The sequence below is a fragment of the Kribbella sp. NPDC004138 genome (genome assembly GCF_053603655.1).
The window spans coordinates 161229-184871 of record NZ_JBSGFZ010000006.1; the positions used below are offsets into that span (position 1 = coordinate 161229).

The following is a 23643-nucleotide window of genomic DNA, read 5'->3' on the forward strand; positions in this document are numbered from 1 at the left end:
ATGGTTCAGGTCAGAAACGCCTCGGTCGCCGACGCCGAGGCCTGCGCGGCCATCTACGCGCCGTACGTCAGGGGCACCGCGATCACGTTCGAGCTCGAGCCGCCGACGGTCGAGGAGATGGCCGAGCGGATCACGACGGCGCAGTCCACCCATGCGTGGCTGGTCCTCGAGGACGACGGCGACGTGGTCGGCTACGCGTACGGCGGCGCGATGAAGCCGCGCCCGGCGTACCGCTGGTCCTGCGAGGTCAGCGTGTACGTGGCGCCCAGCCACCACCGCACCGGCGCGGGCCGGACCCTCTACAACGCTCTCTTCGACCGGCTTTCCGAACGCGGTTTCCGCACCGCCGTCGCCGGTGTGACCCAGCCCAACCCGGCCAGCGACGCCCTGCACAAGTCGCTCGGCTTCGAGACCATCGGTACCTACCGGAACATCGGCTGGAAACTCGATTCCTGGCATGACGTCGCCTGGTCCCAGCGCCCGCTCGCCAAGCTCCCGGATCCCCCGGAAGAACCGCGCTAGCCGGCCCGGACCGCGTCGGGGGTGGTGCCGGTCCAGGACTTGAACGCCCGGTAGAACGAGTTGGTGTCGTCGTACCCGAGCAGGAACGCGATGTCCGTGGTCCGCAGGTCGCCGTTCGTCAGGTAGTGCCGCGCGAGGTCTTCCCGGGTCGTGGTCAGGATGGTCTGGAACGAGGTGCCTTCGTGGCTGAGCTGCCGCTGGAGAGTACGCGCGCTGGTGGCGAGTTGGTGTGTGACCGCACCGATCGACGGATCACCTGCGGGCAGCGTCTCGAGGAGTGCGGCGCGGACCCGGTCGGCGACCGTGGCGGAGGCCTGCAGGTCGGAGAGCCGGCGGCGGAGCTCGGGGGCGAAGACTCGCCACATCTGTTCGTTCTCGGTCAGGAAGGGACGCCCCGCGTCGGCGGCGGTGAAGGTGATCGACGACCGGCTGCCCTTGCGGACCCGGGCGCCCAGGTAGCTCTCCATCACCGACGGGTCGGCGGGTGGGCTGGGCATGGTGACCCGTGCGGGCCGGATCTGCTCGCGCGTGGCGATGCGGGCCAGAGCGACCCAGAAGATCAGCTCGGTGGCCGCCAGCAGGATGGGTGGTTTCGGTCCGGGCGGCCAGACGCACGTGATCGTCAGCGCAGTGCCGGCGTCGACGTCTATCCGCAGTGGGCCGATCAGCGGCTTGTGGACAGCGAGCCGCTGCGCCGCCGCGGTGAGATTCGGGCTGCAGAGTGCGCCGAACATCGGCGGCGAGAAGAACTCGACGGAGATCGCCTTCCCGATGTCGACCGCGAGATCGCGATCCGCGCCACCCTCGGCATCGAGTGCGTCCCAGAACCGGTAGTACTCCGGAACCGAGAGCTCGATGGGCTGCCGGGTGAACAGGTCAGCCGGCAGCTGGGCGCGCCGCAGGGCCCGCGCCGGTGAGATCCCGAGGTCTCGCACGAAGGCCCGGATGCTCGGTTCCAGGTCGAAACGGTCACCTGCCATACCGCGAGCCTAGCCGCCGACCCGACGCGAAGGACCCGCACAAGCCGCCAACGCACTTGCAGATCACGCCGACCGTCGCTGGCGCGAAGTGCAAGCCGATCGGCGTCTTGTGCTAGTGGAGCCGCGCGCCGCCGTTCCTACCGTGGGCCGTGTCCACAGCAGAACCGCAGCAAAGGAAACTACCTTGAGCACGCCGACAGCCCTCGTCACCGGCGCCTCTTCCGGCATCGGTGAAGCCACCGCGCTGGAACTGGCCGAGGCCGGCTACACCGTCTACGCCGCGGCCCGCCGCGTCGAGCGGATGGCCCACCTCACCAGCTCCGGTATCCGCCCGATCCCGATGGACGTCACCGACGACGCCTCGATGCAGGCCGGCGTCGAGAAGATCCTCGCCGAGACGGGCCGCCTGGACGTCCTGGTCAACAACGCCGGCTACGGCTCGTACGGCGCGGTCGAGGACGTCCCGCTCGACGAAGCCCGCTATCAGTTCGAGGTCAACGTCTTCGGCGCGGCGCGGCTAGTCCAGCTCGTGCTCCCGCAGATGCGCGCGCAGCGGTCCGGAAAGATCGTCAACATCACGTCGATGGGCGGCAAGATCCACACCCCGCTCGGCGCCTGGTACCACGCCACCAAGTTCGCGCTGGAGGCGATCAGCGACTGCTTGCGGCTCGAGCTGAAGCCCTTCGGTATCGACGTCGTCGTGATCGAGCCCGGCGGGATCAAGACCGAATGGGCCGACATCGCCGCCGGCAAGCTCCGGGCGGTCTCCTCCACCGGTCCGTACGCCCCGCAGGGCAACGCGGTCGCCGACTCGCTCTCGTCGGAGTCCAATCAGCGGCGCGCCTCCGCGCCGGAGCTGATCGCCCGGACGATCTCCAAGGCGGTGCAGGCACGCAGGCCGAAGACCCGGTACGCCGTCGGCTTCGGAGCCAAGCCGCTGATCTTCCTCCGCGAGGTGCTGCCCGACCGTACGTTCGACGCGGTCGTGCGCCGAGCGATCGGGGTTCCGTCCAGCTGACGTCACGTCTTCGGCGTGGTCATCGGCGGGCAGGTGCCGCCGGGCGTGGTCGCCAGCTCGAAGTGCCAGATCTCGTTGGACAGCGTCTGGCACAGGCCGTAGCGACTGCCGTGGCGGTTCAGCCAGTCGTCGGCGTCGGTCGGTCCGATGTCGACGGCGTGGCCCGTGACGTGGTGGGACTCGTCGGGATCGGCGACGTACTCCTTGGCCCTCTTCTTGCTGCCGTACTTGCGGATCGCCTTCTCCATCAGCTCTTCCTGGTACTTCTTGCTCCGCCACCCGGTCGTGACCTGCATCGTGATGCCGTCCTTCTGCATCGCGGTCTCGGCCCGCTGAACTGCCTCGCGCAGGGCGGGATCGAGCTTGGCGACCCCGGGCAGATCGGTGTCGTACGCCGAGGTGTGGTCCGGCAGGACGCCGTCCGCGGCGCCGGGCGGTCCGCCTTGCGCCGAGCCGGATCCTGACGACCGCCCTGATCTGGAGGCCGGGCCGGCGCTCGACGGTGACGTCTCGTCCGCCCCGGAAACCGCTGTACAGCCGGTCAGGACGAGACCGATGACGATGGCAACGATCGCCAGCCGGCCCGGTACCGTCGGCCGGCGCCCGCGCCGCAGGTGATTGATCAGCATGCCGACCAGTTCATCGGAGCCGATGTTGCAGCAGCGTCTGCGGATTCCTTTACGTTTTCGATACCCGGCGCCTGGTTCAATGGACGGTATGCGGGTGCTGATCGTCGAGGACGAGGTCTATCTCGCCGAGGCGATCCAGGCCGGTCTGCGACTGGAGGCGATCGCGGCCGACCTGGCCTTCGACGGCCGTTCCGGCGGCTGTCTCGTGGTCCGGAACGACGGCGGGATCCTGGACGCGGCGCGAGTGCGGACCTTCGTCGAACCGTTCGCGAAGGACCGCTACGGCGCCGGGCACGGACTCGGTCTGGCGCTGGTACGCCGGATCGTCGAGGTCCATCACGGGCGGCTGGAGCTGGCCCCGAATCCGGACGGGGGCCTGACGGCAACTGTCGTCCTGCGGGAGCTCGGCCTCGGAAGCTGACCCGGCAGGCAGTTGGCCTGGTCGACGGGCGAGGATGGTGCGGTGAGTGACGACCGCCGATCAGCCGGCCAGCAGGTGACCGTACGCCGCGCCGTCGAGGAGGACGACGCGGCGCTGCTCGCGATCGAGCGGAGCGCCTGGGACGCGTCGTCGGGTTTCCCGTCGTACCAGGACACCCTGCAGGACACCTTCTTCAGCCGGAGCGGACCGGAGGCGCATCTGGTCGCGGAGCACGACGGGACCGTGGTCGGGTACCTGCGCCTGCAGGACAAGTACCAGTTCCCCGAGGGCGCGGGGGTGCTGACGATCAACGGTCTCGCGGTCGCCCACGACGCCCGCCGCCTCGGTGCCGCCTCGGCACTCCTGGAGGCCGCGGCCGCCGAAGGCCGTCTCCGCGGCGCCCGCAAGATCAGCCTGCACGTCCACAGCACCAACGCGCCCGCCCGCCGCCTGTACGAACGGCACGGCTACGTCGTCGAAGGCACGCACCCGAACGAGTTCCTCATCGAGGGCGACTACATCGCCGCCCTCGACATGGCGAAGACGCTCTAACGACTGATGACGGGCGAGTAGTCGTCCCAGATGCTGGTGGTGCCGGGAACGTACACGCGGTACCGGCGGGTGCGGTTCGGGTAGTAGTTGTAGGTCACCTGTCCGACGCTGTTGGTGGTGGCGTACGCCAGGCCCTTCCAGGTCGTCGTACCGATGTCCTGGTACTGGATCAGCACCTTCTTACCGGCCCAGCGCTCGTACCGGTCGTGCAGGGGGCGCCAGTACGAGACCGTGGTGAGCAGCGCCGTACGACTGCCCTGGCGGCCACCGGAGAGAGCTGCCACCGACGCGCACCGGGACACCGTGTACCCGGTGGCGAGATCGGCGACCTTGGCGCCGTTGATGTCCGTCGCGCCACCGGCGGGTTGCCAAGTGATCGTCCCGATCACCGGCGACGCGCCGGAGAAGCCGAACTGGGCGACGCGATTGCCGTTCGTGAACTCGAGCCTTCCCTGCGGCTTCCCCGTGACGGCGGGCGTACTCTTCCACACCGCCGTGTAGACGTTGGCAGGACAGTTGGCACCCAGGCGCGCGTAGAACAGGTTGTACGACCCGCTGACGCTGATGCGTGCGGGGGCTGCGAGAGTGCAGGCCGCCGTCGTTCGCTGCGTGGCAGCTTGCGCGGGCTGGGTGGCCGTCAGGCCGGCCGCCACGATTGCGACGGCCGGCGCGAGTTTCCAGAGCTTCAAGAGTTCCCCCTCTTGGAAGTGGTCGGGGGAACGCTAGCGGGTTACGGGTTGACGCCGTGGTCGCGGAGCCATGGCTCCGGGTTGATCGGCGAGCCGCCACCGGGCAGGACCTCGAAGTGGACGTGGGGGCCGGTGGTGTTGCCGGTCATGCCGATCCGGCCGACCATCGTGCCGGCCTTGACCGAGTCGCCGACGGAGACGTCGAACTCGGACATGTGGCTGTACGACGTGACGGTGCCGTCGGCGTGCCGCACCTTCACCTGGCGGCCGTAGGCGCCTTCGAAGTCGGCCTGGATGACCTCACCGGCCATCACCGAGCGGACCGGCGTACCCGTCGGGGCCGCGAAGTCCAGACCGGTGTGGTTGTGCGCCCAGCGGCCACCGGCCTGGTCGAAGCGGGCGGTCAGGTGGTAGCCGGTGGTGGGCAGCACGACCTTCGGCGCAGCCTTGGCGGCAGCCGCCTTGATGGCCGCAGCCTTCGCGACGGCTTCTGCGCGAGCCTCGGCCAGGGCCTTCGCCTGGGCCGCGGCCTTGCGGGCGGCCGCTGCCTTCGCGGCGGCCAGGGCAAGCGCTCGGCGCTGCGTCAGCGTCGCGTTCGCGGCGAGCTTCGCGGCCCGCTGCTTCGCGGCGGCGTCGGCGGCCGCCTTCCGGCTCGATGCGAGCGACAGGTCGATCCGGGACGCGTCCCGCGATCCGAGGTCGCGCCGATCGACGCGGGCGGCGGTCAGGGCTTCGGCCTGTGCGGGGCTCAGACCGGTGCTTCCGGACGCAGCGGCCGGTCCGCTCGCGGACGAGCTGAGTCCGACGGTGGTGGTGCCGGCCGCGGCCGCCAGGGCGGCGGTCAGGCCGATGAGCTGGGTACGGCGGACGCTGCGACGGGAGGAGCGGTGCTTTGCCACCCGGCGCGAGGCAGCCGAGAGGCTGGACGCCTGCCGATCTGCATGCGGCGCGTCTTGGTGAGTGGGCACGGAAAACCTTCCAGGGAGGGGAAACCGCCGGTGAGGGGGGACCGACGGCCTCAACGACCATAACGAGAGGGTCACGAGCGCCCAAACACGGATTGCGAAGAGACCGTGCGAAATTGGATACGCTCAGTGAGGCCGTCTTGCCGCCCGGTGCACGCTCAGGCGTGGACCGGGCGGGCAAGAAAGCCGCCGAGACCGTGACGTGGATCACGCCCCGACTGGCGTCGAGCAGCCCCTCCGGGCCGGTATAAGCGGTCTAGCCGTACGTCGGTTCCTGCGGCCAGCCGGCCGGTGAGTCCTCCCAGTCCTGCCGGCGGCCGTACGCCGCGAGGTCGGAAACGGTGCTGCTGAACAGCAGGTGGTCGACCCCGCGCTGACCGGTCGAATAGGTGCGGAAAACGCTGTCGCCGTCGCGCAGGAACAGGTTCAGCAGGAAACCGCCGCCGGTGCCGCAGTCGGCGGAGAACGTCGTACCCGCCGAGGACGCGAACGGGATGTGTCCCCAGCCCTTGTCCTTCCAGTACCCGGCCATCTGCTCGACCGGCATGTCGGAAACCGTCGCCCAGGCGATGTCGTTGCGGACCAGCCCGTCGAGATTGGCGACGTTCTCGGTGAAGTACGTGCAGCCGCCGCAGAACGCGTCCGGGCCGGCGTCCATGAACTGGTACAGCGCGAGCTGGCGGTGCTCGCCGAACAGCTCGCGCAGCGTGACCGGGCCATCGGTCGACGTGAACGTGTACTCGCCGAACCGCACCATCGGCAGTCGCCGCCGCTGCGCCGCGATCCGGTCGAGGGTGCGGGTCGCCTCTTTCTCGGCGACCAGCAATTCGGCACGGGCTGCGGCCCACTCCGCGGCGGAAACCACCGGCGGCATCGCTGTCTCGGACATTCGTGCTCCTCTCGTAGGTTCTGCCAGTGAGACGAAGCCGTCCGGGAGCTCTCGACATCGGTGCGACGCCATCTGCTGCGCGGTCTGACGGAGCGCGTTGCGCCGGGGCGGAAATTGGTCAGAAGCACTCGCCGGAGCAGGTATGCTTTCCGCGACGGACTGAGGGGCCTGCAAGGCGCTCCTGGCTCGATTTCACATCGAGGTGGGGGACCGTGTAATCTCTCTCCTCGGCCCGCCCCTTTAGCTCAGTCGGCAGAGCGTCTCCATGGTAAGGAGAAGGTCTACGGTTCGATTCCGTAAAGGGGCTCTGAGAACGACATCTCACCCGGTCCGCCGGGTGAGATGACGGACTCTTGCGGCGGGGTAGCTCAGGTGGTTAGAGCACACGGCTCATAATCGTGGTGTCGCGGGTTCGACTCCCGCCCCCGCTACCCACCAACGGCAGTACATCGAGAGTGCGATCACCTCAGTTGCGCACTCCTGACAGAAGAGGCAGCAGTGGCCAAGTCGACCGACATCCGCCCGAAGATCACTCTGGCGTGCACGGTGTGCAAGGAGCGGAACTACATCACCAAGAAGAACCGGCGTAACGACCCGGACCGTCTTGAGCTGAAGAAGTACTGCCACCGGTGCAACGACCACACCGACCACCGCGAGACCCGCTGACCTCGGCATCGCTTCGCGAAGGCCGCTCCGGATCACCCGGAGCGGCCTTTTGCTGTTCCCTCAGACGGTGAGGATCGGGCGGCCGCCCTCGTAGGCGGTGAGACGCTCGTCACGGGGAGTCAGGCAGCAGGAGCCGCAGAGCGTGCCGTTGCCGGTCTCGCTCGTGTAGTACAGACAGCACGTGTTCCGCAGGTAGACGAGCTTCCGGCCCGCCACCTCCACATCGCCGAGCCGCGCGAGTCCGCCCGGCGCGTTCGCGACGAAGGTCTGCCACCGTTCGAGCAGGTACGCCGGCTCGACCGTGACGTCCTCGCGGGTCGCGGCGCAGAACCCCATCGCGCAGCCGGCCGCCACGCCGCCGTACACCTGCCGCAGGCCGGCCCGCGTCCGCCGGTGCAGCTCCTCGGAAAGCGGCAGCAGGTGTTTCCGCAGGACGACGTCGTACAGCGTTTTCAGCCCGCCGGGCAGGAAATCCGCGGAACGAACGGCGACCGCGGCGATTCCGTGGCCGGGATGCGGGCGGACCCAGAGGTTCTGCGGGCGGATGTCGAGGACGTGTCCCTCGAGCGCCCAGAGCAGCAGCGCGGTCGCCGGCGCGCGGCCGGCGTAGAACGACATCATGCTGAGCGCGTTCGCGTGCGCCGACCGGTGGGAGCTGGCCTCGTCGTCCCGCTTGAGCAGCTCGGTCAGCTCGGGACTGCCGGGCTCCAGGATCCGGTCCACCCGCAACCAGTCCGAGCCTTCCGGCTCACCGATCTCCAGCCGGTACCGAGGCGCGTACTTCGCCAGCGCCGCCACTGCCGTCACGTTCCACCTTCTCCGTCGGAATCGTGGGCGGCGGAAACCCTCGGCACAGTCTGCCAGTAGGGTTAGCGGATATGACGATCGACGCCACGATGGTCGGCCGCAGTTACACGGCCGCCGGGTCCTACCAGGTCGGCCGGGAGAAGATCCGGGAGTTCGCCGACGCGATCGGCGACGGTAACCCGGCGTACCGGGGTGCTGACCCGATCGCGCCGCCGACGTTCGCGTTCGTGATCGGCAGCCGGGCGCTCGAGGAGCTGCTCGGCGACGCGGAGCTCGGCCTCCGGCTGGACCGGATCGTGCACGGCGCGCAGAAGTTCAGCTACACGCGCCCGATCAAGGCCGGCGACGAGATCGCGGCGACCGCCACCATCACGACCGTGCGCAAGGCCGGTCCCGTCGAGGTGATCATGTACGAGACCGCGCTGACCACCGTCGACGGCGAACCGATTGCCACCTCGACGTCGACCCTTTCGCACAACCGGGCGGACGCATGATCGAGGCAGGTACGGACCTCCCGGCGCTGACCGTCACGTTCAAGCGTGACGACCTGGTCCGGTACGCCGGGGCGAGCGGCGACTTCAACTCGATCCACTGGAGCGACCGGATGGCCGCCGCGCTCGGGCTGCCCGGCGTGATCGCGCACGGGATGCTCACGATGGCGTCGGCGGTGCGCGTCGTCACGGACTGGCTCGACGACCCCGCCGACCTGGTGGAGTACGGGGTCCGCTTCACCAAGCCGGTCGTCGTACCGGACGACGACAAGGGCGCGAATGTGACGTTTTCCGCCACGGTCGGCAAGGTCGCGGACGGCCTGGCCGAGATCGACATCACCGCGGTGGCCGGCGAGGAGAAGGTGCTCGGCCGGGCCAAGGCGGTCGTGCGCGTCCGGTGAGTACGCACGAGTCGCTGGCCGACCACACCACGCTGCGGATCGGCGGGCCTGCCGACAAGTTCCTCGAGGTCGGCACCGAGGACGACCTGATCACCGCGGTTCGCGATGCCGACGCCGCCGGCGAGCCGGTGCTGCTGCTGTCCGGCGGCAGCAACCTCGTGATCGGCGACGACGGTTTCCGCGGGACCGTGATCAAGGTCGCGACGTCCGGCATCCGGATCGACGCGGACATGTGCTCCGGCGCGATGGTGCACATCGCGGCCGGTGAGGACTGGGACGGCGTCGTGCAGCGGGCGATCGCCGAGGAGTGGAGCGGGCTCGAGTCGATGTCCGGCATCCCCGGGCTCACCGGGTCGACCCCGGTGCAGAACGTCGGTGCGTACGGTCACGAGGTCGCCGAGACGATCGCGTCGGTGCGGGTCTGGGACCGGACCGACAATGAGGTCCGCACGATGTTCGCCGCGGACTGCGGGTTCAGCTACCGCAACTCCCGCTTCAAGGCCGACCCGTCGCGGTACGTCGTCCTCGAGGTCGCGTTCCAGTTGAAGCTCGGCGACCTGTCCGCCCCGGTCGGGTACGCCGAACTCGCGCGCGTCCTCGACGTGGAACCGGGCTCGCGCGCGCCGATGACCGATGTCCGGGAAGCCGTGCTGGGCCTGCGCCGCGGCAAGGGCATGGTTCTCGATCCCGTCGACCACGACACCTGGAGCGCGGGCTCCTTCTTCACCAACCCGATCCTCGACACCCCCGCCGAGGTCCCGGCCGGTGCGCCGCAGTGGCCGCAGGCCGACGGCCGCGTCAAGACCAGCGCGGCCTGGCTGATCGAACATGCGGGTGTGTCCAAGGGCTTCACCATCGGCAACGCCGGCGTCTCCACCAAGCACACGCTGGCCCTCACCAACCGCGGGCAGGCGACCGCCAAGGAGCTCCTCACCCTGGCCACGCACGTCCGGACCCAGGTGCGGCAGTCCTTCGACATCACCCTCGTCAACGAGCCCGTGCTGGTGAACTGCACCTTCTGAGGCCCTCAGTCCGGCCTGTCGCGCCCTCGGGCGTGCTTGAAAAAGATTTACGCGACCTCTAGGCAAGAAGGCCTCCTCTCGCTAATCTTTTGCGCAATCTGGTGGGAGGTGTGGTGTGAGGCGCAAAAGTTTTTCTCGGCGGGAGGTGCTGGCCGGGGTGGGGGCGGGGCTGGCCGCTGCTGTCGTGCCGGGGTGTTCCGGCGCGGACGGTGGGCGGTCGGGGGCCCTGCAGGTGTGGGGCGGGGTGCCGGCGGCGTCGGGGCCGGCCGATGTGGTGAAGGCGTTCCAGGCGAAGTTTCCGCAGTACAAGGTGAACTACACGCGGTTCGTGAACGACGACCGCGGCAACCTCAAGCTCGACACCGCTCTCCAGGGTGGCGTCGACATCGACGTCTACTTCACGTATTCGCAGGCCGCGATGGCGCTGCGGGCCGGGTCCGGACTGGCGGCGGACCTGACCGACCGGGTGCGGGCGGATCCGGACCTGCAGGTGTTTCTGGACACCGAGCAGCCGCGGTCGTACATCGACAACGGCAAGGTCAAGGCGCTCGCCACCGCACGCGAACCGTTCTTCGTGCTGTTCAACGAGAAGCTCCGGCAGCAGGCCGGTGTCGAGTTGCCGCAGTCGTGGACGATCGAGGAGTTCCGGGCGACGGCCCGGAAACTGACGACGGACAAGACGGTCGGCACGTACACGCTCCCGGACGTCGCCCGGATCGCCCTCGGCCCGAACTACTGGTACGACGGAAACCGCTCCAACTTCGGTGATCCGCACTTCGAGCAGGGTTTCCGGCTCGGCCGGGAAATGATCGCCGAGGGCACCGCTTTCCCGTGGACCGAGGTGCTGTCTCGGCGCCTGGACGCCTACCAGCAGAACTCGTTCCTGGGCGCGGAGTTCCACCTCTGGTCGACCGCCCCGTTCAACCTGCGCTACTTGTACGACTCGAAGAAGTACCCGCACGACTTCAAGGTCGCGTTCGCCCCGCCACCGACGGTCGACGGCGAGAACTGGAACGGCGGCTCGTACAGCAACTTCATCATGGTCAACCCGAAGTCGCCGAAGTTCGAGGCGGCCTGGGCGTTCGTGAAGTTCTGGCTGACCGAGGGCGCGACGCCGATGCTCAAGGGCGGCAAGATGCCGGCGCTCGGCAACGTCACCGACGAGCAGATCGTTTCCGGAATGCTCGGAAAAGAACCGGACAAGTACTTCGACCTCGACTCGTTCCGGCGGGTCGTCCTGGCGTCGGACCCGAAGCTCGCCACCGACACCCGGCTGACCGGGTTCCCGGAGATCTCGCTGGCGATGAAGCAGCAGCGCGACCTGTGCTGGCTCGGCGAGAAGGACCCGGGCATCGCGATCCGTGAGGTACGGCGGCTCGCCGACGCCGCGATCGCCCGTAACGAGAGGAGGCCCTGATGGCCACCGCCACCGTCGTCGCGGCCGGTACCGAGGCCCGGACCGCGAAGGGACCGGGGATCCGGCCGTCCGGCTGGATCGGCTTCCTGTTCATCGCCCCGAACCTGCTCGGCGTGGCCGCGTTCACGCTGATCCCGCTGATCAGCGTGGTCGTACTCGCCTTCACCGACTGGAACCTGGTGTCCGGCCTCGGCGGGATCACGTTCAACGGCATCGACAACTTCGTCGCGATCGCCCGCGACCCGGGCTTCTGGCACGCGGTCGGCCTGACGCTGGTGTACGTCGCGGTGTCGGTCCCGCTCACCGTCGTCCTCGGCCTGGCGCTCGCGATCGCGCTGAACCGCCCATTGCCGGGCCGCGCCGTCCTCCGGGCGATCTTCTTCCTGCCGTACATCGTCAACGTGGTCGCGATCGGCATGACCTGGCTGATGCTGATGAACCCGAAAGCCGGCCTGGTCAACCAGGTCCTCGACGTGTTCGGGGTACAGCCCGGCTGGTTCGCGTCGTCGCACTGGGCGCTGCCGGCGCTGATCGTGATGGCGGTCTGGGGCGGCGTCGGGTACTGCTCGCTCATCTACCTGTCCGCGCTGCAGGACGCCCCGCGGCAACTGTACGAAGCGGCCGACATCGACGGCGCCTCCGCGTGGGCCAAGTTCCGGGTCATCACCTGGCCGGCGCTGCTGCCGACCACCGTTTTCCTGCTGGTCACGATGATCATCGGCGCGTCCCAGGGATTCGGGTTGATCGCGCTGATCACCGCAGGCGGTCCGGGCGACGCGACCACCACGATCTCGTACTACATGTACCAGACCGGCTTCCAGTTCTACCGGTTCGGCTACGCGTCGGCGATCGGCCTGGTGACCTTCGTCGGCGTCCTGGTCCTGACCCTGGTGACCTGGCGGGCGCAGCGCGGGAGGGCCCTCAATGACTAAGAAGTACAGCAAGTGGATCTGGGGGATCCCGCTGTGGATCCTCGCCATCGCTTTCCTGGCGCCGTTCGCGTGGATGATCTCGACCGCGCTGAAGCCGGACGTGGACGCGTACAAGATCCCGATGCAGTGGATCCCGGACCCGTTCCAGTGGGACAACTTCAGCACCGTACTGAGCGGGGCGACCTCGGTGCTGCCGGCGTTCGGCCGCTCGGTGTTCGTCGCGCTGCTGCGGGTCGCGGGCGAGCTGATCACCGCGACGATGGCCGGCTACGCGTTCGCGCGGATGTCGTTCAAGGGCCGGGACAAGTTGTTCCTGCTGTACCTCGCGACGGCGATCATCCCGGCACAGCTGCTGCTCGTCCCGCGGTTCATCTACTTCCAGAAGCTCGGGCTGTACGACACGCTCTGGGCGTTGATCCTGCCGGGGATGTTCACCGTGCTCGGCACGTTCCTGATGCGCCAGTTCTTCGTCAGCCAGCCGGCCGAGTTCGCCGAGGCGGCCCGGATGGACGGCGCGAACGAGTGGCAGGTGTTCACCCGGATCTACTTGCCGTTGGCAACACCGGTGATGAGCGCGCTCGGCATCCTCGCCTTCGTGTGGTCCTGGAACGACTACGAGACACCGCTGGTGCTGATCAGCAACCCGGACCGGTACACGCTGCCGCTCAGCCTGACCAACTTCGTCGACGAACAGGGCCAGATCGCACCCGGACTGACGATGGCCGCCTCGGTGATCTCGATCGTGCCGGTGCTGATCGTCTTCGTCGTCCTGCAACGCCGCTTCATCGCGGCCATGACGCATACAGGGATCAAATGAACATTTCCGGTGTCTTTCCGCATCTCGCCCAGATCGGCGACTTCGGTCCGCCGCGCAGCGAGCTCGGCGTCGGGTCGCTGATGCCGTGGAACGGGAAGCTCTACGTCCAGAACTACAACTCCCACAAGGCGGCGTCCGGTGCGGGGGTGAGCCTGCGCCGGATCGACGCCGACCTGTCGATGGAAATCGTTCCGGAAACTCTTGGCGTGGACGGAACGTACACGAATCGTTTCGTACATTTTCCGACCTCTCGGTTGGTCCTCGGACCGCACGTGATTTCCGCGGACCACAAGATCGTCACGGTCCCGGAGCTGGCGCCGCTGCGGGTGTGCGGTACGGCGCGGCACCTGACGAAGCCGGACACGCACGTCTACGTGCTCGCGATGGAGGGTGAGCTGTTCGAGCTCGACGTCACGACGTACGAGTGCACCCAGCTCTTCGACCTCAACGACGAGCTCGGCACCGACGGCGAGATGAAGGTGCACTACAAGGACTGCTACACGAGCTTCGGCCGGCTGGTGGTGTGCTCGAACGAGTACTCGGAGCCGGAATGGGCGGGCGAGCGGTCGCGCGGCCGGCTGGCGGAGTACGACGGTACGCAGTGGCGGATTCTGCGCGAGGATCCGTTCACCGCGATCGGCGGGCGGCACGAGTTCGGCGGCACGATCTTCGCGACCGGCTGGGACCGGGCGTCGGCGATCCTCGAGGTGTTCACCGAATCGGACCGGAAATGGACGCGCTACCGGCTGCCGAAGGCGTCGCACTGCTTCGACCACAAGTGGCAGACAGAATGGCCGCGGATCCGCGAGGTCGAGCACGAGCGGCTGCTGATGGACCACCACGGGATGTTCTACGAGGTGTCGCCATGGGCGTACGGCGGGCGGGTCTGGGGCATCCGCCCGATCTCGACGCACCTGTGGGTGCTCGGCGACTTCTGCTCGTGGCGCGGACTGCTGGTGGCGGGCGCGGACAACGCGTCCCCGAGCCACGGCCAGAACCCGACGACGGCCGAGCCGCAGTCCGGCCTGTGGTTCGGCAAGACCGACGACCTGTGGAGCTTCGGGAAGCCGGCCGGGTGGGGCGGGCCGTGGTGGGAAACACCGGTTTCCGCCGGCGTTCCGTCCGACCCGTACCTGATGACGGGATTCGACGGAAAGTGCCTGCACCTGGAGAACTTCTCCGCGACGCCGCTGACGATCACGGTCGAGATCGACTTCCACGGCCACGGCCGGTTCGGTGCGGTGGAGACGTTGACGGTCGAGCCGGGGCAGGTTCGGTCACACGTCTTCCCGCCTGGGTTCAGTGCGCACTGGGTACGCGTGGTGAGCGACGCGGACGGCGTCGCAAGTGCCCAGTTCGTCTATACGTGATGATCACGGAATGGATTCCTCGATGGAACGAGCCGGTAGTCCGAGTCCGCTGCAACTGGTCAAGCGGGCGCTCCCCGAGCTGAACGGGGCGATGCAGCGGGTCGCCGAACACATCCTGGCGAACCCGGACGAGGTCGCGCGCGGCTCGATCACCAAGCTGGCCGAGACCGCGCAGACCTCGGCGGCCACCGTGACTCGGTTGTCCACCCACCTCGGGTACGCCGGGTATCCCGCGCTGCGGGCCGCGCTGGCGATGGAGGTCGGCCGCGGCCTGGAAGCCGGCTGGGCCAGCGACATCGGGTCGGCGATCGGCCCGGCGGATCCGCCCGAGCAGGTGCTGAACGTGCTCGCGTCGACGCAGGCGAACGCGTTGCGGAACGCGCTGGCTGCGATCGACCTGACCGCGGCCACCCGAGTCGCGGACGCGATCGCCGGCGCCCGGCGGACGCATATCTACGGCGAGTGGGGCGATGCGATCCCGGCACGCGAGCTGTACATCCGGCTGCTGCGGATCGGGATCCCGGTGTGGTTCTTCGACGGTCCGCAGTCCTCGCAGATCGGTGCCGGTCTGCTCGACGAGGGCGACGTCGCGCTCACCGTGACCCGGTCCGGCACCGACGCGACCACGCTCGACTTCGTCAAGCGGGCCGGTGAGGAGGGCGCGCTCACGGTCGCGATCACCGGAATGCCGGACGCACCGATCAGCCGGATCGCCGACGTCACGCTCGACACCGGTACGCCGAACGGCGCGAACTGGACCGAGTTCTTCGCCGGCCGCGCGAGCGACGTACTGACCGCCGGCCTGTTGTTCGTCCTGGTCGCACAGCGGGTGCCCGACCACCTGACCGCACATCATCCGAACGGGCCGGGGCAGCCCGTCGTCCAGCGAGACACCTAGAGGGGTATGCATGCAGCAGCTCGAGGTCCAGACCGATCTGACCGTCGTCGGCGGCGGGCTCGCCGGGATCTGCGCGGCGATCGGCGCCGCACGGCAGGGCAGCACCGTCGCACTGGTGCAGAACCGGCCGGTGCTCGGCGGGAACTCGTCCAGCGAGGTCCGGGTGTGGGTGTGCGGGGCCACCGCGCACGGCGTCCAGAGCTTCGCGCGGGAGACCGGCGTGATGGGCGAGCTGTTCGTCGAGAACCAGTTCCGGAATCCGCTCGGAAACCCGTACTACTGGGACCTGGTGCTGCTGGAGGCGGTCCGCGCCGAACCGCGGATCACGCTGTACCTGAACACCGACGTGCGGACCGTGGAGGCCGCGGACGGTGAGATCCGGTCGGTGACCGGCTGGCAGATGGGATCCGAGAAGGAAATCCGCTTCGTCAGCCCGGTGTTCGTCGACTGCTCGGGCGACGGGCTCGTCGGAATGCTGGCCGGCGCCGATTTCCGCACCGGGCGGGAGCCGCGAGCGCAGTACGACGAGTCGTGGGCGCCCGACGTGCCGGACTCGAACACGCTCGGCAGCACGATTCTCTTCTACAGCAAGGACGCCGGGGAAACGGTCCGGTTCGTGCCGCCGTCGTTCGCGCGGGACGTCACGGAAACCGCGATTCCGGAACGCCGCGTAATCCGCACGGACATGAACGGCTGCGCGTTCTGGTGGATCGAGTGGGGCGGCGAGCTGGACGTCGTCGACGACAACGAGGCGATCCGCGACGAGCTGCAGGCGGTCGTGTACGGGATCTGGGACTACATCAAGAACTCCGGGCGGTTCGACGCGGACAACCTGACCCTGGAATGGATCGGGTCGGTCCCCGGAAAACGTGAGTACCGGCGTTTCCTCGGCGACCACGTGCTGACCCAGCACGACATCCTCGAGCAGACCGAGTTCGACGACCGGGTGGCCTTCGGCGGCTGGTCGATCGACCTGCACCCGCCGGGTGGTGTGTACGCGTCCGAGCGCGGGTCGAAGCACTGGCATCCGGACGGGAACTACCACATTCCCTTGCGTTCCTTGTACTCCCGGAACGTGCGGAATCTGTGGCTGGCCGGACGGAACATCAGCGCGAGTCACGTCGCGTTCGGTACCACCCGGGTGATGGCGACCTGCGCACTGCTCGGCGAAGCGGCCGGGATCGGCGCGTCTGTTGCCCTGCGCAACGGCCTGACGCCGCGGGAGTTGGCGCACGACCGGTTCGACCTGATGAAGCACGCACTGACCCGCGCCGACTCGTCGGTCCTCGGCGTCGTCGACGACGATCCGGCGAACCTCTCGCTGTCGGCGAGCGTGACGGCGTCCTCCACGCTGACACGGCCTGCGCTCGAGGTGTCGTCCGGGACGCTGCCGCTGACCGCCGACCTCGGGATGGTCGTCCCGGTTGACCCGGCCCTGGACGGGTTTGAGCTGCTCGTCGATTCCAGCGGCGGGTCGTTGACGGTCGAGCTCCACGATCCGGTGAAGCCGCAGAACTACCTACCTGCCCAGCTCGTCGACTCCTGCACCGTCGACGTACCGGCCGGCGAAAAGCGCTGGATCCAGATCCCGTTGGCCTGGCGCCCGTCGGCTCCGTCGAACGCGTTCGTCGTCCTGCGCAGCACCCCGGACATCTCGGTGCACACCGCGTCGACGGGGCTCCCTGGGACGATCCACTTCACCCGCCGCGAGCCGGCGCCGGACGAGCAGTGGACCGAGCAGTTCCGCGCCTGGAAGCACATCCTGCCGCGCGCCGGCCTATGCATCCGCCTCGGCGAGACATCGGCGTACACACCCGAGAAGGTGATCGGCGGTTACGCACGCCCGTACGGCGGGCCGAACCTGTGGTCCTCCGAGGACCTGGCATGGGACCCCAACCCCTGGCTGGAACTCACCTGGCCCGAGCCGGTCACCCTCTCCGAAATCGTCGTCGTCCTGGACGCGGACGTCCAAGAGGACCTCATCAACCTCCACCACCACCGCACCCCGTTCGAGTCCTTACCAACTCTCCTGTCCGCGTACGACCTGGAGATCCGCAACGGCTCCGGCCCGTGGCAACAGCTCGCCCAGGTAACCGCGAACCACCACCGCACCCAGCACCACCACCTCCAAACCCCCACCCAAGCCACCCACCTACGCCTAACAACCCACGAGACCAACGGCGCCCCGAGAGCCCACGTGGTCTCCATCCGCACCTACTAGCCACCCAGGCGCCCAGCACCAAACACCCATGCCACCCACACGTCCGGAAGCTCACACGTGCGCCCCGGTCGCCCAATAGCCGGGGCCGCGCGACCGTCCGGGCTATCCGGGCCGTGCGGCGGTGAGAGACCAGGCTTACCGAGCGACCGGGTTGTCCGGGGCGCGCGGTGGTGAGAGCGGGTGGGCTTGCCGAGCGGCTGGGTTGTCCGGGGTGTGCGGTGGTGAGGGCGGGCGGGGTTGGCGTGCGGCTGGGCTTACCCGAGCGACCGGGGCATACGTGGCTGACCCGGCTGCCACGGGGGCTACCGGAACCCACGCCGACCAGCAGCCTCAGGCGCTGGCAGCCGGCAGCTCCTGAGGCTGGCGGCTACCGCCGGGCGAGTCTGTGCCGTGGGCTTTGCGCGCGACACCGCGTCGAAGCGGTGCCCGTTGACGGCGTCCAGCAACGGGCCCGTCTCCAACAGACCGATTTGATCCTGCTCGTGCCAGGGCGTCCGGTTGACGGGGCTGTGGGCTTTGCGCCGACAGGCTGGCTTGAGCCTGCTCCCGCCAGGGCACCCAGTTGGTCGGGACCTCGGGCCGTTGGGGTGGCCCGCGTGGCTCCGGCTACCGGGCTGTCCGAGGTTGTGCGGGTGGGGGCAGGCCTGGGTTGTGCTGCCGGCTCTTGGGTGCGGCGGCGGGTGGGCGTGATGCGGTGGGCCAGGTGGGTCGCCGGGTCGGTTGTGCTGGTGAGGCGGCTGTGGAGCGTGCTGCCGGTGCGGCCGCAGGGGAGTGCGGCCGCATCGGCGGGGAGATTAGTAGCGCCAGTCCAGTTCGTGGCGGAGCATCCAGGTGAGGAGGGGACCGGCGGCGGTGGGGGACTTGGCTGCTCCGGTCATCAGGTCTGCCAGGACCTGAGTGGGGGCGGCTAGGCGGAGGCCTGTGTCGGTTTTTCGGGTGCGGGTGTAGACGACGTCGGCTGGTGGTTCGGCCAGGACGATCGTCTTGGTTCTGGCTGGTACTAGCTCCCACACCGTGGCGGCTGTTTGCGCGTCTGGGGTGTAGATGACGGTCGGTCCGACTGGTGTCTCGGGAGCCCACAGCCTTGCCGCATGGCAGCCGCTGACTGCGTGGCGGAGTTCAGATGTTGGTATGCGGTCCAGGACCGACTGGGTGCCTTGTTTGCTGCGCCAGTACGTCACGCTGACGTCGTGGCTGAAGCGCACGTCCTGGTTCCACCGGCGGAGCAGCGTGAGCCAGCTTGGGACCGAGATGACTCCAGGCGCCCGACGCTCAACCAGGCCGTCGTGCTCGAGTCGGTTGACCACCTGGCGGATGCTCTGCACGGGAACGCCGGTAGTCGTCACCAGATCATGCGTCGTCCAGAGAGTACGAAAGTCCAGGAGCGCTCGAACGACCAACGAGGCAAAGTCGCCGGACAGGGCCCGCTGTGTCATCAATTCGCTCCTGTCTCGTTGGCCCGGACCGCGTGGCGGAGGCTGGCGTCAGCGGCGCCGGCTGTGGTGGTGCTGGTGGTCTTGAAGGTGCCGGAGTCCAGGCACGCCTGAGCGATCGGTGAGGCGAGGCTGCCGGACAGGGCGCGCGGTTTCATCGGTTTGGTCCTGTCTTGTTTGCCTCGGACTCCTGGTGGAGGTTCGCGTGGGTGGTCGACTGGTATCGGCTCTGGTCGCGGTTGGTCGGGCTGAGGCGGGTGGGGCCGGCTGTGGTGGGGCGGTGGTCTGGAAGGTGTGCGAGTCCATGGGCGCTGGACAGGGGGCGTGGGTTCATGGGTTGGCTCCTGTCTCGGTGGCCCGGGCTCCTAGGTCGAGGGTGGCGTGGGGGGTCCACTCGTACTGGTGGTTGTCGCGGTTGAGGTTGAGGAGGGTGACTCGTGTGAGGTGGGTGGTGGCCGTGCCGCCGGGGAGGGCGTTGACGCGTTGGCGGAGAGGGGCGGCGGGAGCGGGCTGGTTCCAGTAGCCGAGGGAGACGTGGGGGTCGAGTTCGGGGAGGGTGGGGACGGAGTCGCGGCCCCAGACGTCGGTGACGGCGGCGCGGAGTTGGGCGCGGAGGCGGCGGAGGCGGTCGACAGGGGTGACCGGCAGTTGCAGGCTCTCGACGTCGACGACCGCGGGGCCGAGCTTGATCTCGAACGGCCGGAAGTGTTCGAGCCGGCGTTGCGCCGCCTCGATGATCGGGGCGAGATCCGCCTGCGGCACCTTGTCCGCGAACCCGATCCCCTGCAGCGTCAAATGGAGCCACTGCACGGGTACCGGCGTGATCCCGGGCAGCGAACCCACCAGCCGCTGATACGCCCCGTGCAGATCGGTCAACACGGCGTCGTCGGGGAAGATGACGTGCCAGGTGTAGAAGGACCGCCCGGGACGCCAGTTCGGGCGCCAGTACCAGTGATCGCGGACTTCACTGATCATGTCTGCTCCTCGAGCACGGGTCGTCGGTCGGGGGACTCCGGGCGGGTCGGGAGCCCTGTCCGTTGGGTGAAGTCGGCGACCCGGTCCCGCAGCATCCGGCCCTTCGGGCTCCGGACGTACGGCGTGGTCAGGGCCGCGACCTCCGCGGCGCGCTGGATCAACGGCCGAACCCGGTACTCCGGCGGAACCAGCAGCACTGGCTCCGCCGCCTCGATCGCACCGTCGAACTCGCCGAGGAGCAGCCGGGCCTTCGCCTGCTGCAGGCGGGCCATGCGTTCGGAGCCTGCGTTTCGCAGCGCGTACGGGACAGCTTCGAACAGGGCGATGCTGTGGTCGGCGTGGTCCGAGGTCAGTCGCACGTCGCCGAACGCCAGGTGCGTGTTCGCCCACAGTCCTTCGGCGCGTTCCGGCGTACAGAGCAGGACTCCGCCCGGCTCGGATTCGGCGGGGCGGACGACCATGGTCCGGGCGATGTCGAGGAGTGCGCGGGCCTTGTCCGTGCGTCCGAGGCGGGCGAGGTCGACGGACGCGGCGCTGGCGAGGAACAGCCGTGCGGTGCCGGCGTTGTACCGCAGGCCGTCCTCGGCGTACGCCGCCGCGCGCGCGAAGTCCTCCTGCCAGTACGCCGCGGTGTGCTGGGTCGCGCGGATCCAGCCTCGCAGTACGTCGTGGTCCGCGGCCTCGGCGCAAGCCCAGGCCGTCCGGGTGTGGCCCTCGGCGATGTCCGGGCGGCCGAGGTCGACCGACATCCAGGCGAGCAGGGTGATCGCCCAGCCGGCCGCGGCGTACAGGTCGCGGGACTGCCGGGGCGCCTGGTTGCCGGCCAGCAGTGCGAACGCGCGGTCCCGGATCGCCCGGCTCTTGACGAACAACGGCCTGATCGGCGTTCGGAGGTAGGACTGCGCGATCCGCTCGATGTCGGCGTGCAGTTGCTCGACGGTGAGATCGCCGACGTTCGACTCCTCGGCGTACGACAGCAGCGCGATCGACTCGTCGCCGGCGTTCACCAGGTCGTCGTCGTGGCCGACCATCGACGAGGGCGGCGTCGGCTCGGTCTCGTTGAGGGCGACGCCGGCGGGTGGGAAGAATCCGAGCTCGCTGTCCGAGGCGATGCCGAGCACGTGGCGCAGGCCGGATCGGTACGCAGCGCCCGGCCAGCGGACCGCGCCACGCTCGAGCTTGGCGATGTAGTGCCCGTCGAGGTCGTACTTGATCTCGGTCGTGTCCCAGAGCCACGCGCAGATCGTGTCGGCAAGTTCGCTCCGGGACATGTGTTCGCCCGGTGCACGTCGTGATGGTGTGCGTTCCCGCGCCTCGCGGAGGAACTCGTTCGGCCCTGACATGGCGGTAACTGTAAGGCGCTGAACACCCTCTGCGACCACGAAATCAGGTCTTGTGGACGATCTGCCCCACGCTGCCCCGATCTGCCCCGAATCCCTGTGGAAAAAGGGGATTTCGGTCGCCCCGGATGGCGGGTGGCGCGCGAATCGGCGATGATTTCGGCCTGCTTGGGCGGTTGCTGAGCGTGAGAATGCGGGGCATCCCGGGGCAGATAGGGGAAGCCCCTCGCGGACCGGTCCCGTCTAGAGTTGTGGGGTGCCCGAGGAAGCCGTGACGACGCTGCACGCCGAGCTGGATCGGTTCGGGCGGGTGGAGGAAGCGTTCGCGCTGCTCGAGGTGTTTCTGGAGGTGGCGCGGCCGCGGTTCGGCGCGGTGGTGCTGGATCCGGTCGGGCTGCAGTTGCCGGAGGCGCTGACCGACGACCGTGCCTTGGTGCAGAACCTGATCGAGGAGATCGAGCAGGAACCGCGCGCCAAAGGTCGCGTCGTCGAGCGCGGCTTCGACATGGACGACGAGCAGGCGCGCTGGGACTACGTACGCCTGGCCTACTGCTCGAGTCAGGCCACGGTGTGGAGCAGTCGCCAACGCACGACGTACTTCGAGGCGTCCGGCAGCCACAAGGCGACCTACTGGCTGCCAGACAGCCTGAAGGCTGAGTACTTCGACGCGTTGGCCTCCCGTGGTTGGGCTATCCCGGAGGACTGGCTCACTGCGGTGGCCAAGCGGCCCAAGCCTTGGTGGAAGCGCGGGGGCCGCTGAGGCCGGCGGTCGGCAGGTGCTCGATCGTCAGTTGACGGCGGGCAGGCGGGTGAGAGCTTCGGCGACGGCTGACTGGATGTCGGCGTCCTCCCAGCTGCGGTCGGTCATGGCGTCGGACAGGTAGGCGTCGTACGCCGCCAGGTCGAGGTGGCCGTGGCCGCAGAGCGCGGTGAGGATGACCTTCTCCTCGCCGGATTCCTTGCAGCGTTGGGCTTCCTCGATCGCGGCCGCGAGCGCGTGGGTCGGCTCGGGCGCCGGGACGATGCCCTCGGTGCGGGCGAACTGGACGCCGGCGGCGAAGCATTCGGACTGCGGTTTCGCCACGGCCTCGATTTCGCCGGTCTCGTAGAGGTGGCTGATCAGCGGGCTCATCCCGTGGTACCGCAGGCCGCCGGCGTGGATCGGGTCGGGGACGAAATCGTGGCCGAGCGTGTGCATCTTCATCAGCGGCGTCATCCCGATGGTGTCGCCGAAGTCGTACGCATACGTGCCCTGGGTGAGGGACGGACAGGCCGCCGGCTCGACCGCGCGCACCACCGGCGACATCCGGCCTGCCCACTTCTCCCGCAGGAACGGGAACACCAGGCCGCCGAAGTTCGACCCGCCGCCCGTGCAGCCGACGATCAGGTCGGCGGTCTCGCCGACCATCGCGAGCTGCATCAGCGCCTCTTCGCCGATGACGGTCTGATGCATCAGCACGTGGTTGAGCACCGAGCCGAGCGCGTAGTGCACCTCCGGGTCCTGCACGGCGGCCTCGACCGCCTCGCTGATCGCGATCCCGAGCGAACCGGTGGAGTCCGGGTCACCGGCGAGGATCTTCCGCCCGGCCTCGGTCAGCTCCGACGGACTCGGGTGCACGGTGGCGCCGAAGACCTGCATCATCGTCCGCCGGTACGGCTTCTGGTCATAGGACGCGCGCACCTGCCAGACCTCGCACTCCAACCCGAACTGCGCGCAGGCGAACGCGAGCGCCGTGCCCCACTGGCCGGCGCCGGTCTCGGTGGTGAGCTTCCGGACGCCGGATTTGGCGTTGTAGTACGCCTGGGGGACAGCCGTGTTCGGCTTGTGGGAGCCGGCCGGTGAGACGCCTTCGTACTTGTAGTAGATCCGGGCCGGGGTGTCGAGCGCCTTCTCCAGCCGATGCGCGCGATACAGCGGGCTGGGCCGCCACAGCCGGTAGACGTCGAGCACCTCGCCCGGGATGTCGACGTACTGCTCCTGGGAGACCTCTTGCAGGATCAGGTCCATCGGGAACAGCGGCGTGAGGTCGTCCGGCCCGATCGGCTGGCCGGTGCCCGGATGCAGCACCGGTGGCGGGGGCGTCGGCAGGTCGTGAAGCACGTTGTACCAACGCGTCGGGAGCTCGTCTTCTGGCAGCAGGATCTTCGTCGGCGTCATGTACGCAAAGTTAGGCTCGCGCCGACGCCC

Annotated in this window: 26 protein-coding genes, 2 tRNA genes and 1 pseudogene; 18 read left to right on the top strand and 11 right to left on the bottom strand. The window is 68.8% G+C overall.

The window, feature by feature from the left end; all coding sequences use genetic code 11:
* The gene (locus ACWEOO_RS10305; protein ID WP_452142718.1) at nucleotides 1-522 is read left to right on the top strand and encodes an N-acetyltransferase family protein; all 522 of its coding nucleotides are present in this window, start codon (nucleotides 1-3) and stop codon (nucleotides 520-522) included.
* Here ACWEOO_RS10305 and ACWEOO_RS10310 read toward each other — a convergent pair.
* Nucleotides 519-1502 carry an AraC family transcriptional regulator ligand-binding domain-containing protein gene (locus ACWEOO_RS10310; RefSeq protein ID WP_452142719.1) on the bottom strand — a complete coding sequence of 328 codons (984 nt, stop codon included), beginning with the start codon at nucleotides 1500-1502 and terminating at the stop codon, nucleotides 519-521. The two genes, ACWEOO_RS10305 and ACWEOO_RS10310, sit on opposite strands and share 4 nt — an antisense overlap.
* A gap of 184 nt (nucleotides 1503-1686) precedes the next feature.
* On the opposite strand from ACWEOO_RS10310, the gene ACWEOO_RS10315 reads away from it, so the two are divergent.
* Entirely contained in the window at nucleotides 1687-2520 is an 834-nt protein-coding gene (locus tag ACWEOO_RS10315; protein ID WP_452142720.1) for an oxidoreductase, read from the top strand.
* Between the two features lie 2 nt (nucleotides 2521-2522).
* Here ACWEOO_RS10315 and ACWEOO_RS10320 read toward each other — a convergent pair whose 3' ends face one another.
* Nucleotides 2523-3149, bottom strand: coding sequence for a M15 family metallopeptidase (locus tag ACWEOO_RS10320; protein WP_452142721.1), 627 nt, complete (start codon nucleotides 3147-3149; stop codon nucleotides 2523-2525).
* Nucleotides 3150-3237: 88 nt separating this feature from the next.
* Here ACWEOO_RS10320 and ACWEOO_RS10325 point away from each other — a divergent pair.
* The 3 genes and pseudogenes from ACWEOO_RS10325 to ACWEOO_RS10335 form a co-directional block, all read left to right on the top strand.
* Nucleotides 3238-3337: pseudogene (locus tag ACWEOO_RS10325) on the top strand (response regulator transcription factor); the annotation flags it as partial.
* The gene (locus tag ACWEOO_RS10330; protein WP_452142828.1) at nucleotides 3322-3570 is read left to right on the top strand and encodes an ATP-binding protein; all 249 of its coding nucleotides are present in this window, start codon (nucleotides 3322-3324) and stop codon (nucleotides 3568-3570) included. The pseudogene ACWEOO_RS10325 and the gene ACWEOO_RS10330, both read left to right, overlap by 16 nt.
* 42 nt (nucleotides 3571-3612) lie before the next feature.
* Nucleotides 3613-4122 (top strand): N-acetyltransferase family protein, encoded by a 510-nt coding sequence (locus tag ACWEOO_RS10335; RefSeq protein ID WP_452142722.1) that lies wholly within the window; start codon nucleotides 3613-3615, stop codon nucleotides 4120-4122.
* On the opposite strand, the gene ACWEOO_RS10340 is transcribed toward ACWEOO_RS10335, so the two are convergent.
* The 3 genes from ACWEOO_RS10340 to ACWEOO_RS10350 form a co-directional block, all read right to left on the bottom strand.
* Nucleotides 4119-4811, bottom strand: a complete 693-nt coding sequence (locus ACWEOO_RS10340; protein ID WP_452142723.1) for a hypothetical protein — start codon at nucleotides 4809-4811, stop codon at nucleotides 4119-4121. The genes ACWEOO_RS10335 and ACWEOO_RS10340 overlap by 4 nt on opposite strands.
* A gap of 41 nt (nucleotides 4812-4852) precedes the next feature.
* A complete protein-coding gene (locus ACWEOO_RS10345) occupies nucleotides 4853-5710 on the bottom strand; it encodes a M23 family metallopeptidase (protein WP_452142724.1) in 858 nt (285 codons plus the stop codon).
* Between the two features lie 322 nt (nucleotides 5711-6032).
* The gene (locus ACWEOO_RS10350) at nucleotides 6033-6665 is read right to left on the bottom strand and encodes a DUF899 family protein (protein WP_452142725.1); all 633 of its coding nucleotides are present in this window, start codon (nucleotides 6663-6665) and stop codon (nucleotides 6033-6035) included.
* Between the two features lie 234 nt (nucleotides 6666-6899).
* On the opposite strand from ACWEOO_RS10350, the gene ACWEOO_RS10355 reads away from it, so the two are divergent.
* The 3 genes from ACWEOO_RS10355 (at nucleotide 6900) to rpmG (ending at nucleotide 7331) form a co-directional block, all read left to right on the top strand.
* A tRNA-Thr gene (locus ACWEOO_RS10355) sits at nucleotides 6900-6972 on the top strand.
* Between the two features lie 50 nt (nucleotides 6973-7022).
* A tRNA-Met gene (locus ACWEOO_RS10360) sits at nucleotides 7023-7096 on the top strand.
* A 67-nt stretch (nucleotides 7097-7163) separates the two neighbouring features.
* Entirely contained in the window at nucleotides 7164-7331 is a 168-nt protein-coding gene (rpmG, locus tag ACWEOO_RS10365) for a 50S ribosomal protein L33 (RefSeq protein ID WP_130384703.1), read from the top strand.
* A gap of 60 nt (nucleotides 7332-7391) precedes the next feature.
* Here rpmG and ACWEOO_RS10370 read toward each other — a convergent pair whose 3' ends face one another.
* Nucleotides 7392-8138: a hypothetical protein gene (locus ACWEOO_RS10370; RefSeq protein ID WP_452142726.1), complete on the bottom strand. Its 747-nt coding sequence runs from the start codon at nucleotides 8136-8138 to the stop codon at nucleotides 7392-7394.
* A 71-nt stretch (nucleotides 8139-8209) separates the two neighbouring features.
* Here ACWEOO_RS10370 and ACWEOO_RS10375 point away from each other — a divergent pair, with 71 nt between their 5' ends.
* From ACWEOO_RS10375 to ACWEOO_RS10415, 9 genes are all read left to right on the top strand, one after another.
* A complete protein-coding gene (locus ACWEOO_RS10375; protein ID WP_452142727.1) occupies nucleotides 8210-8632 on the top strand; it encodes an FAS1-like dehydratase domain-containing protein in 423 nt (140 codons plus the stop codon).
* Nucleotides 8629-9030, top strand: a complete 402-nt coding sequence (locus ACWEOO_RS10380; RefSeq protein ID WP_452142728.1) for a MaoC/PaaZ C-terminal domain-containing protein — start codon at nucleotides 8629-8631, stop codon at nucleotides 9028-9030. The genes ACWEOO_RS10375 and ACWEOO_RS10380 overlap by 4 nt, the downstream gene beginning before the upstream one ends.
* Nucleotides 9027-10052 (top strand): UDP-N-acetylmuramate dehydrogenase, encoded by a 1026-nt coding sequence (locus ACWEOO_RS10385; RefSeq protein WP_452142729.1) that lies wholly within the window; start codon nucleotides 9027-9029, stop codon nucleotides 10050-10052. The genes ACWEOO_RS10380 and ACWEOO_RS10385 overlap by 4 nt, the downstream gene beginning before the upstream one ends.
* 115 nt (nucleotides 10053-10167) lie before the next feature.
* A complete protein-coding gene (locus ACWEOO_RS10390) occupies nucleotides 10168-11469 on the top strand; it encodes an ABC transporter substrate-binding protein (protein WP_452142730.1) in 1302 nt (433 codons plus the stop codon).
* Nucleotides 11469-12401: a carbohydrate ABC transporter permease gene (locus ACWEOO_RS10395; RefSeq protein ID WP_452142731.1), complete on the top strand. Its 933-nt coding sequence runs from the start codon at nucleotides 11469-11471 to the stop codon at nucleotides 12399-12401. Before ACWEOO_RS10390 ends, ACWEOO_RS10395 begins: the two co-directional genes overlap by 1 nt.
* A complete protein-coding gene (locus ACWEOO_RS10400) occupies nucleotides 12394-13218 on the top strand; it encodes a carbohydrate ABC transporter permease (protein ID WP_355699403.1) in 825 nt (274 codons plus the stop codon). Before ACWEOO_RS10395 ends, ACWEOO_RS10400 begins: the two co-directional genes overlap by 8 nt.
* Nucleotides 13215-14588: a hypothetical protein gene (locus ACWEOO_RS10405; RefSeq protein WP_452142732.1), complete on the top strand. Its 1374-nt coding sequence runs from the start codon at nucleotides 13215-13217 to the stop codon at nucleotides 14586-14588. Before ACWEOO_RS10400 ends, ACWEOO_RS10405 begins: the two co-directional genes overlap by 4 nt.
* A gap of 22 nt (nucleotides 14589-14610) precedes the next feature.
* Entirely contained in the window at nucleotides 14611-15486 is an 876-nt protein-coding gene (locus ACWEOO_RS10410; protein WP_359939553.1) for a MurR/RpiR family transcriptional regulator, read from the top strand.
* 10 nt (nucleotides 15487-15496) lie between these two features.
* Entirely contained in the window at nucleotides 15497-17707 is a 2211-nt protein-coding gene (locus tag ACWEOO_RS10415; protein WP_452142733.1) for an FAD-dependent oxidoreductase, read from the top strand.
* Nucleotides 17708-18501: 794 nt separating this feature from the next.
* Here the strand turns inward: ACWEOO_RS10415 and ACWEOO_RS10420 are convergent.
* The 4 genes from ACWEOO_RS10420 to ACWEOO_RS10435 all read right to left on the bottom strand — a co-directional run bounded on the left by ACWEOO_RS10420 (nucleotide 18502) and on the right by ACWEOO_RS10435 (nucleotide 21458).
* Nucleotides 18502-19014, bottom strand: a complete 513-nt coding sequence (locus ACWEOO_RS10420) for a hypothetical protein (RefSeq protein WP_452142734.1) — start codon at nucleotides 19012-19014, stop codon at nucleotides 18502-18504.
* 128 nt (nucleotides 19015-19142) lie between these two features.
* Nucleotides 19143-19298 carry a hypothetical protein gene (locus ACWEOO_RS10425; protein ID WP_452142735.1) on the bottom strand — a complete coding sequence of 52 codons (156 nt, stop codon included), beginning with the start codon at nucleotides 19296-19298 and terminating at the stop codon, nucleotides 19143-19145.
* Between the two features lie 172 nt (nucleotides 19299-19470).
* Nucleotides 19471-20115, bottom strand: a complete 645-nt coding sequence (locus ACWEOO_RS10430) for a 2'-5' RNA ligase family protein (protein WP_452142736.1) — start codon at nucleotides 20113-20115, stop codon at nucleotides 19471-19473.
* Nucleotides 20112-21458, bottom strand: coding sequence for a hypothetical protein (locus tag ACWEOO_RS10435; RefSeq protein WP_452142737.1), 1347 nt, complete (start codon nucleotides 21456-21458; stop codon nucleotides 20112-20114). Before ACWEOO_RS10435 ends, ACWEOO_RS10430 begins: the two co-directional genes overlap by 4 nt.
* Before the next feature lie 253 nt (nucleotides 21459-21711).
* Here ACWEOO_RS10435 and ACWEOO_RS10440 point away from each other — a divergent pair, with 253 nt between their 5' ends.
* Nucleotides 21712-22215 (top strand): hypothetical protein, encoded by a 504-nt coding sequence (locus ACWEOO_RS10440; RefSeq protein WP_452142738.1) that lies wholly within the window; start codon nucleotides 21712-21714, stop codon nucleotides 22213-22215.
* A 27-nt stretch (nucleotides 22216-22242) separates the two neighbouring features.
* On the opposite strand, the gene ACWEOO_RS10445 is transcribed toward ACWEOO_RS10440, so the two are convergent.
* Nucleotides 22243-23613 carry a TrpB-like pyridoxal phosphate-dependent enzyme gene (locus tag ACWEOO_RS10445; protein ID WP_452142739.1) on the bottom strand — a complete coding sequence of 457 codons (1371 nt, stop codon included), beginning with the start codon at nucleotides 23611-23613 and terminating at the stop codon, nucleotides 22243-22245.
* Nucleotides 23614-23643 lie beyond the last annotated feature (30 nt).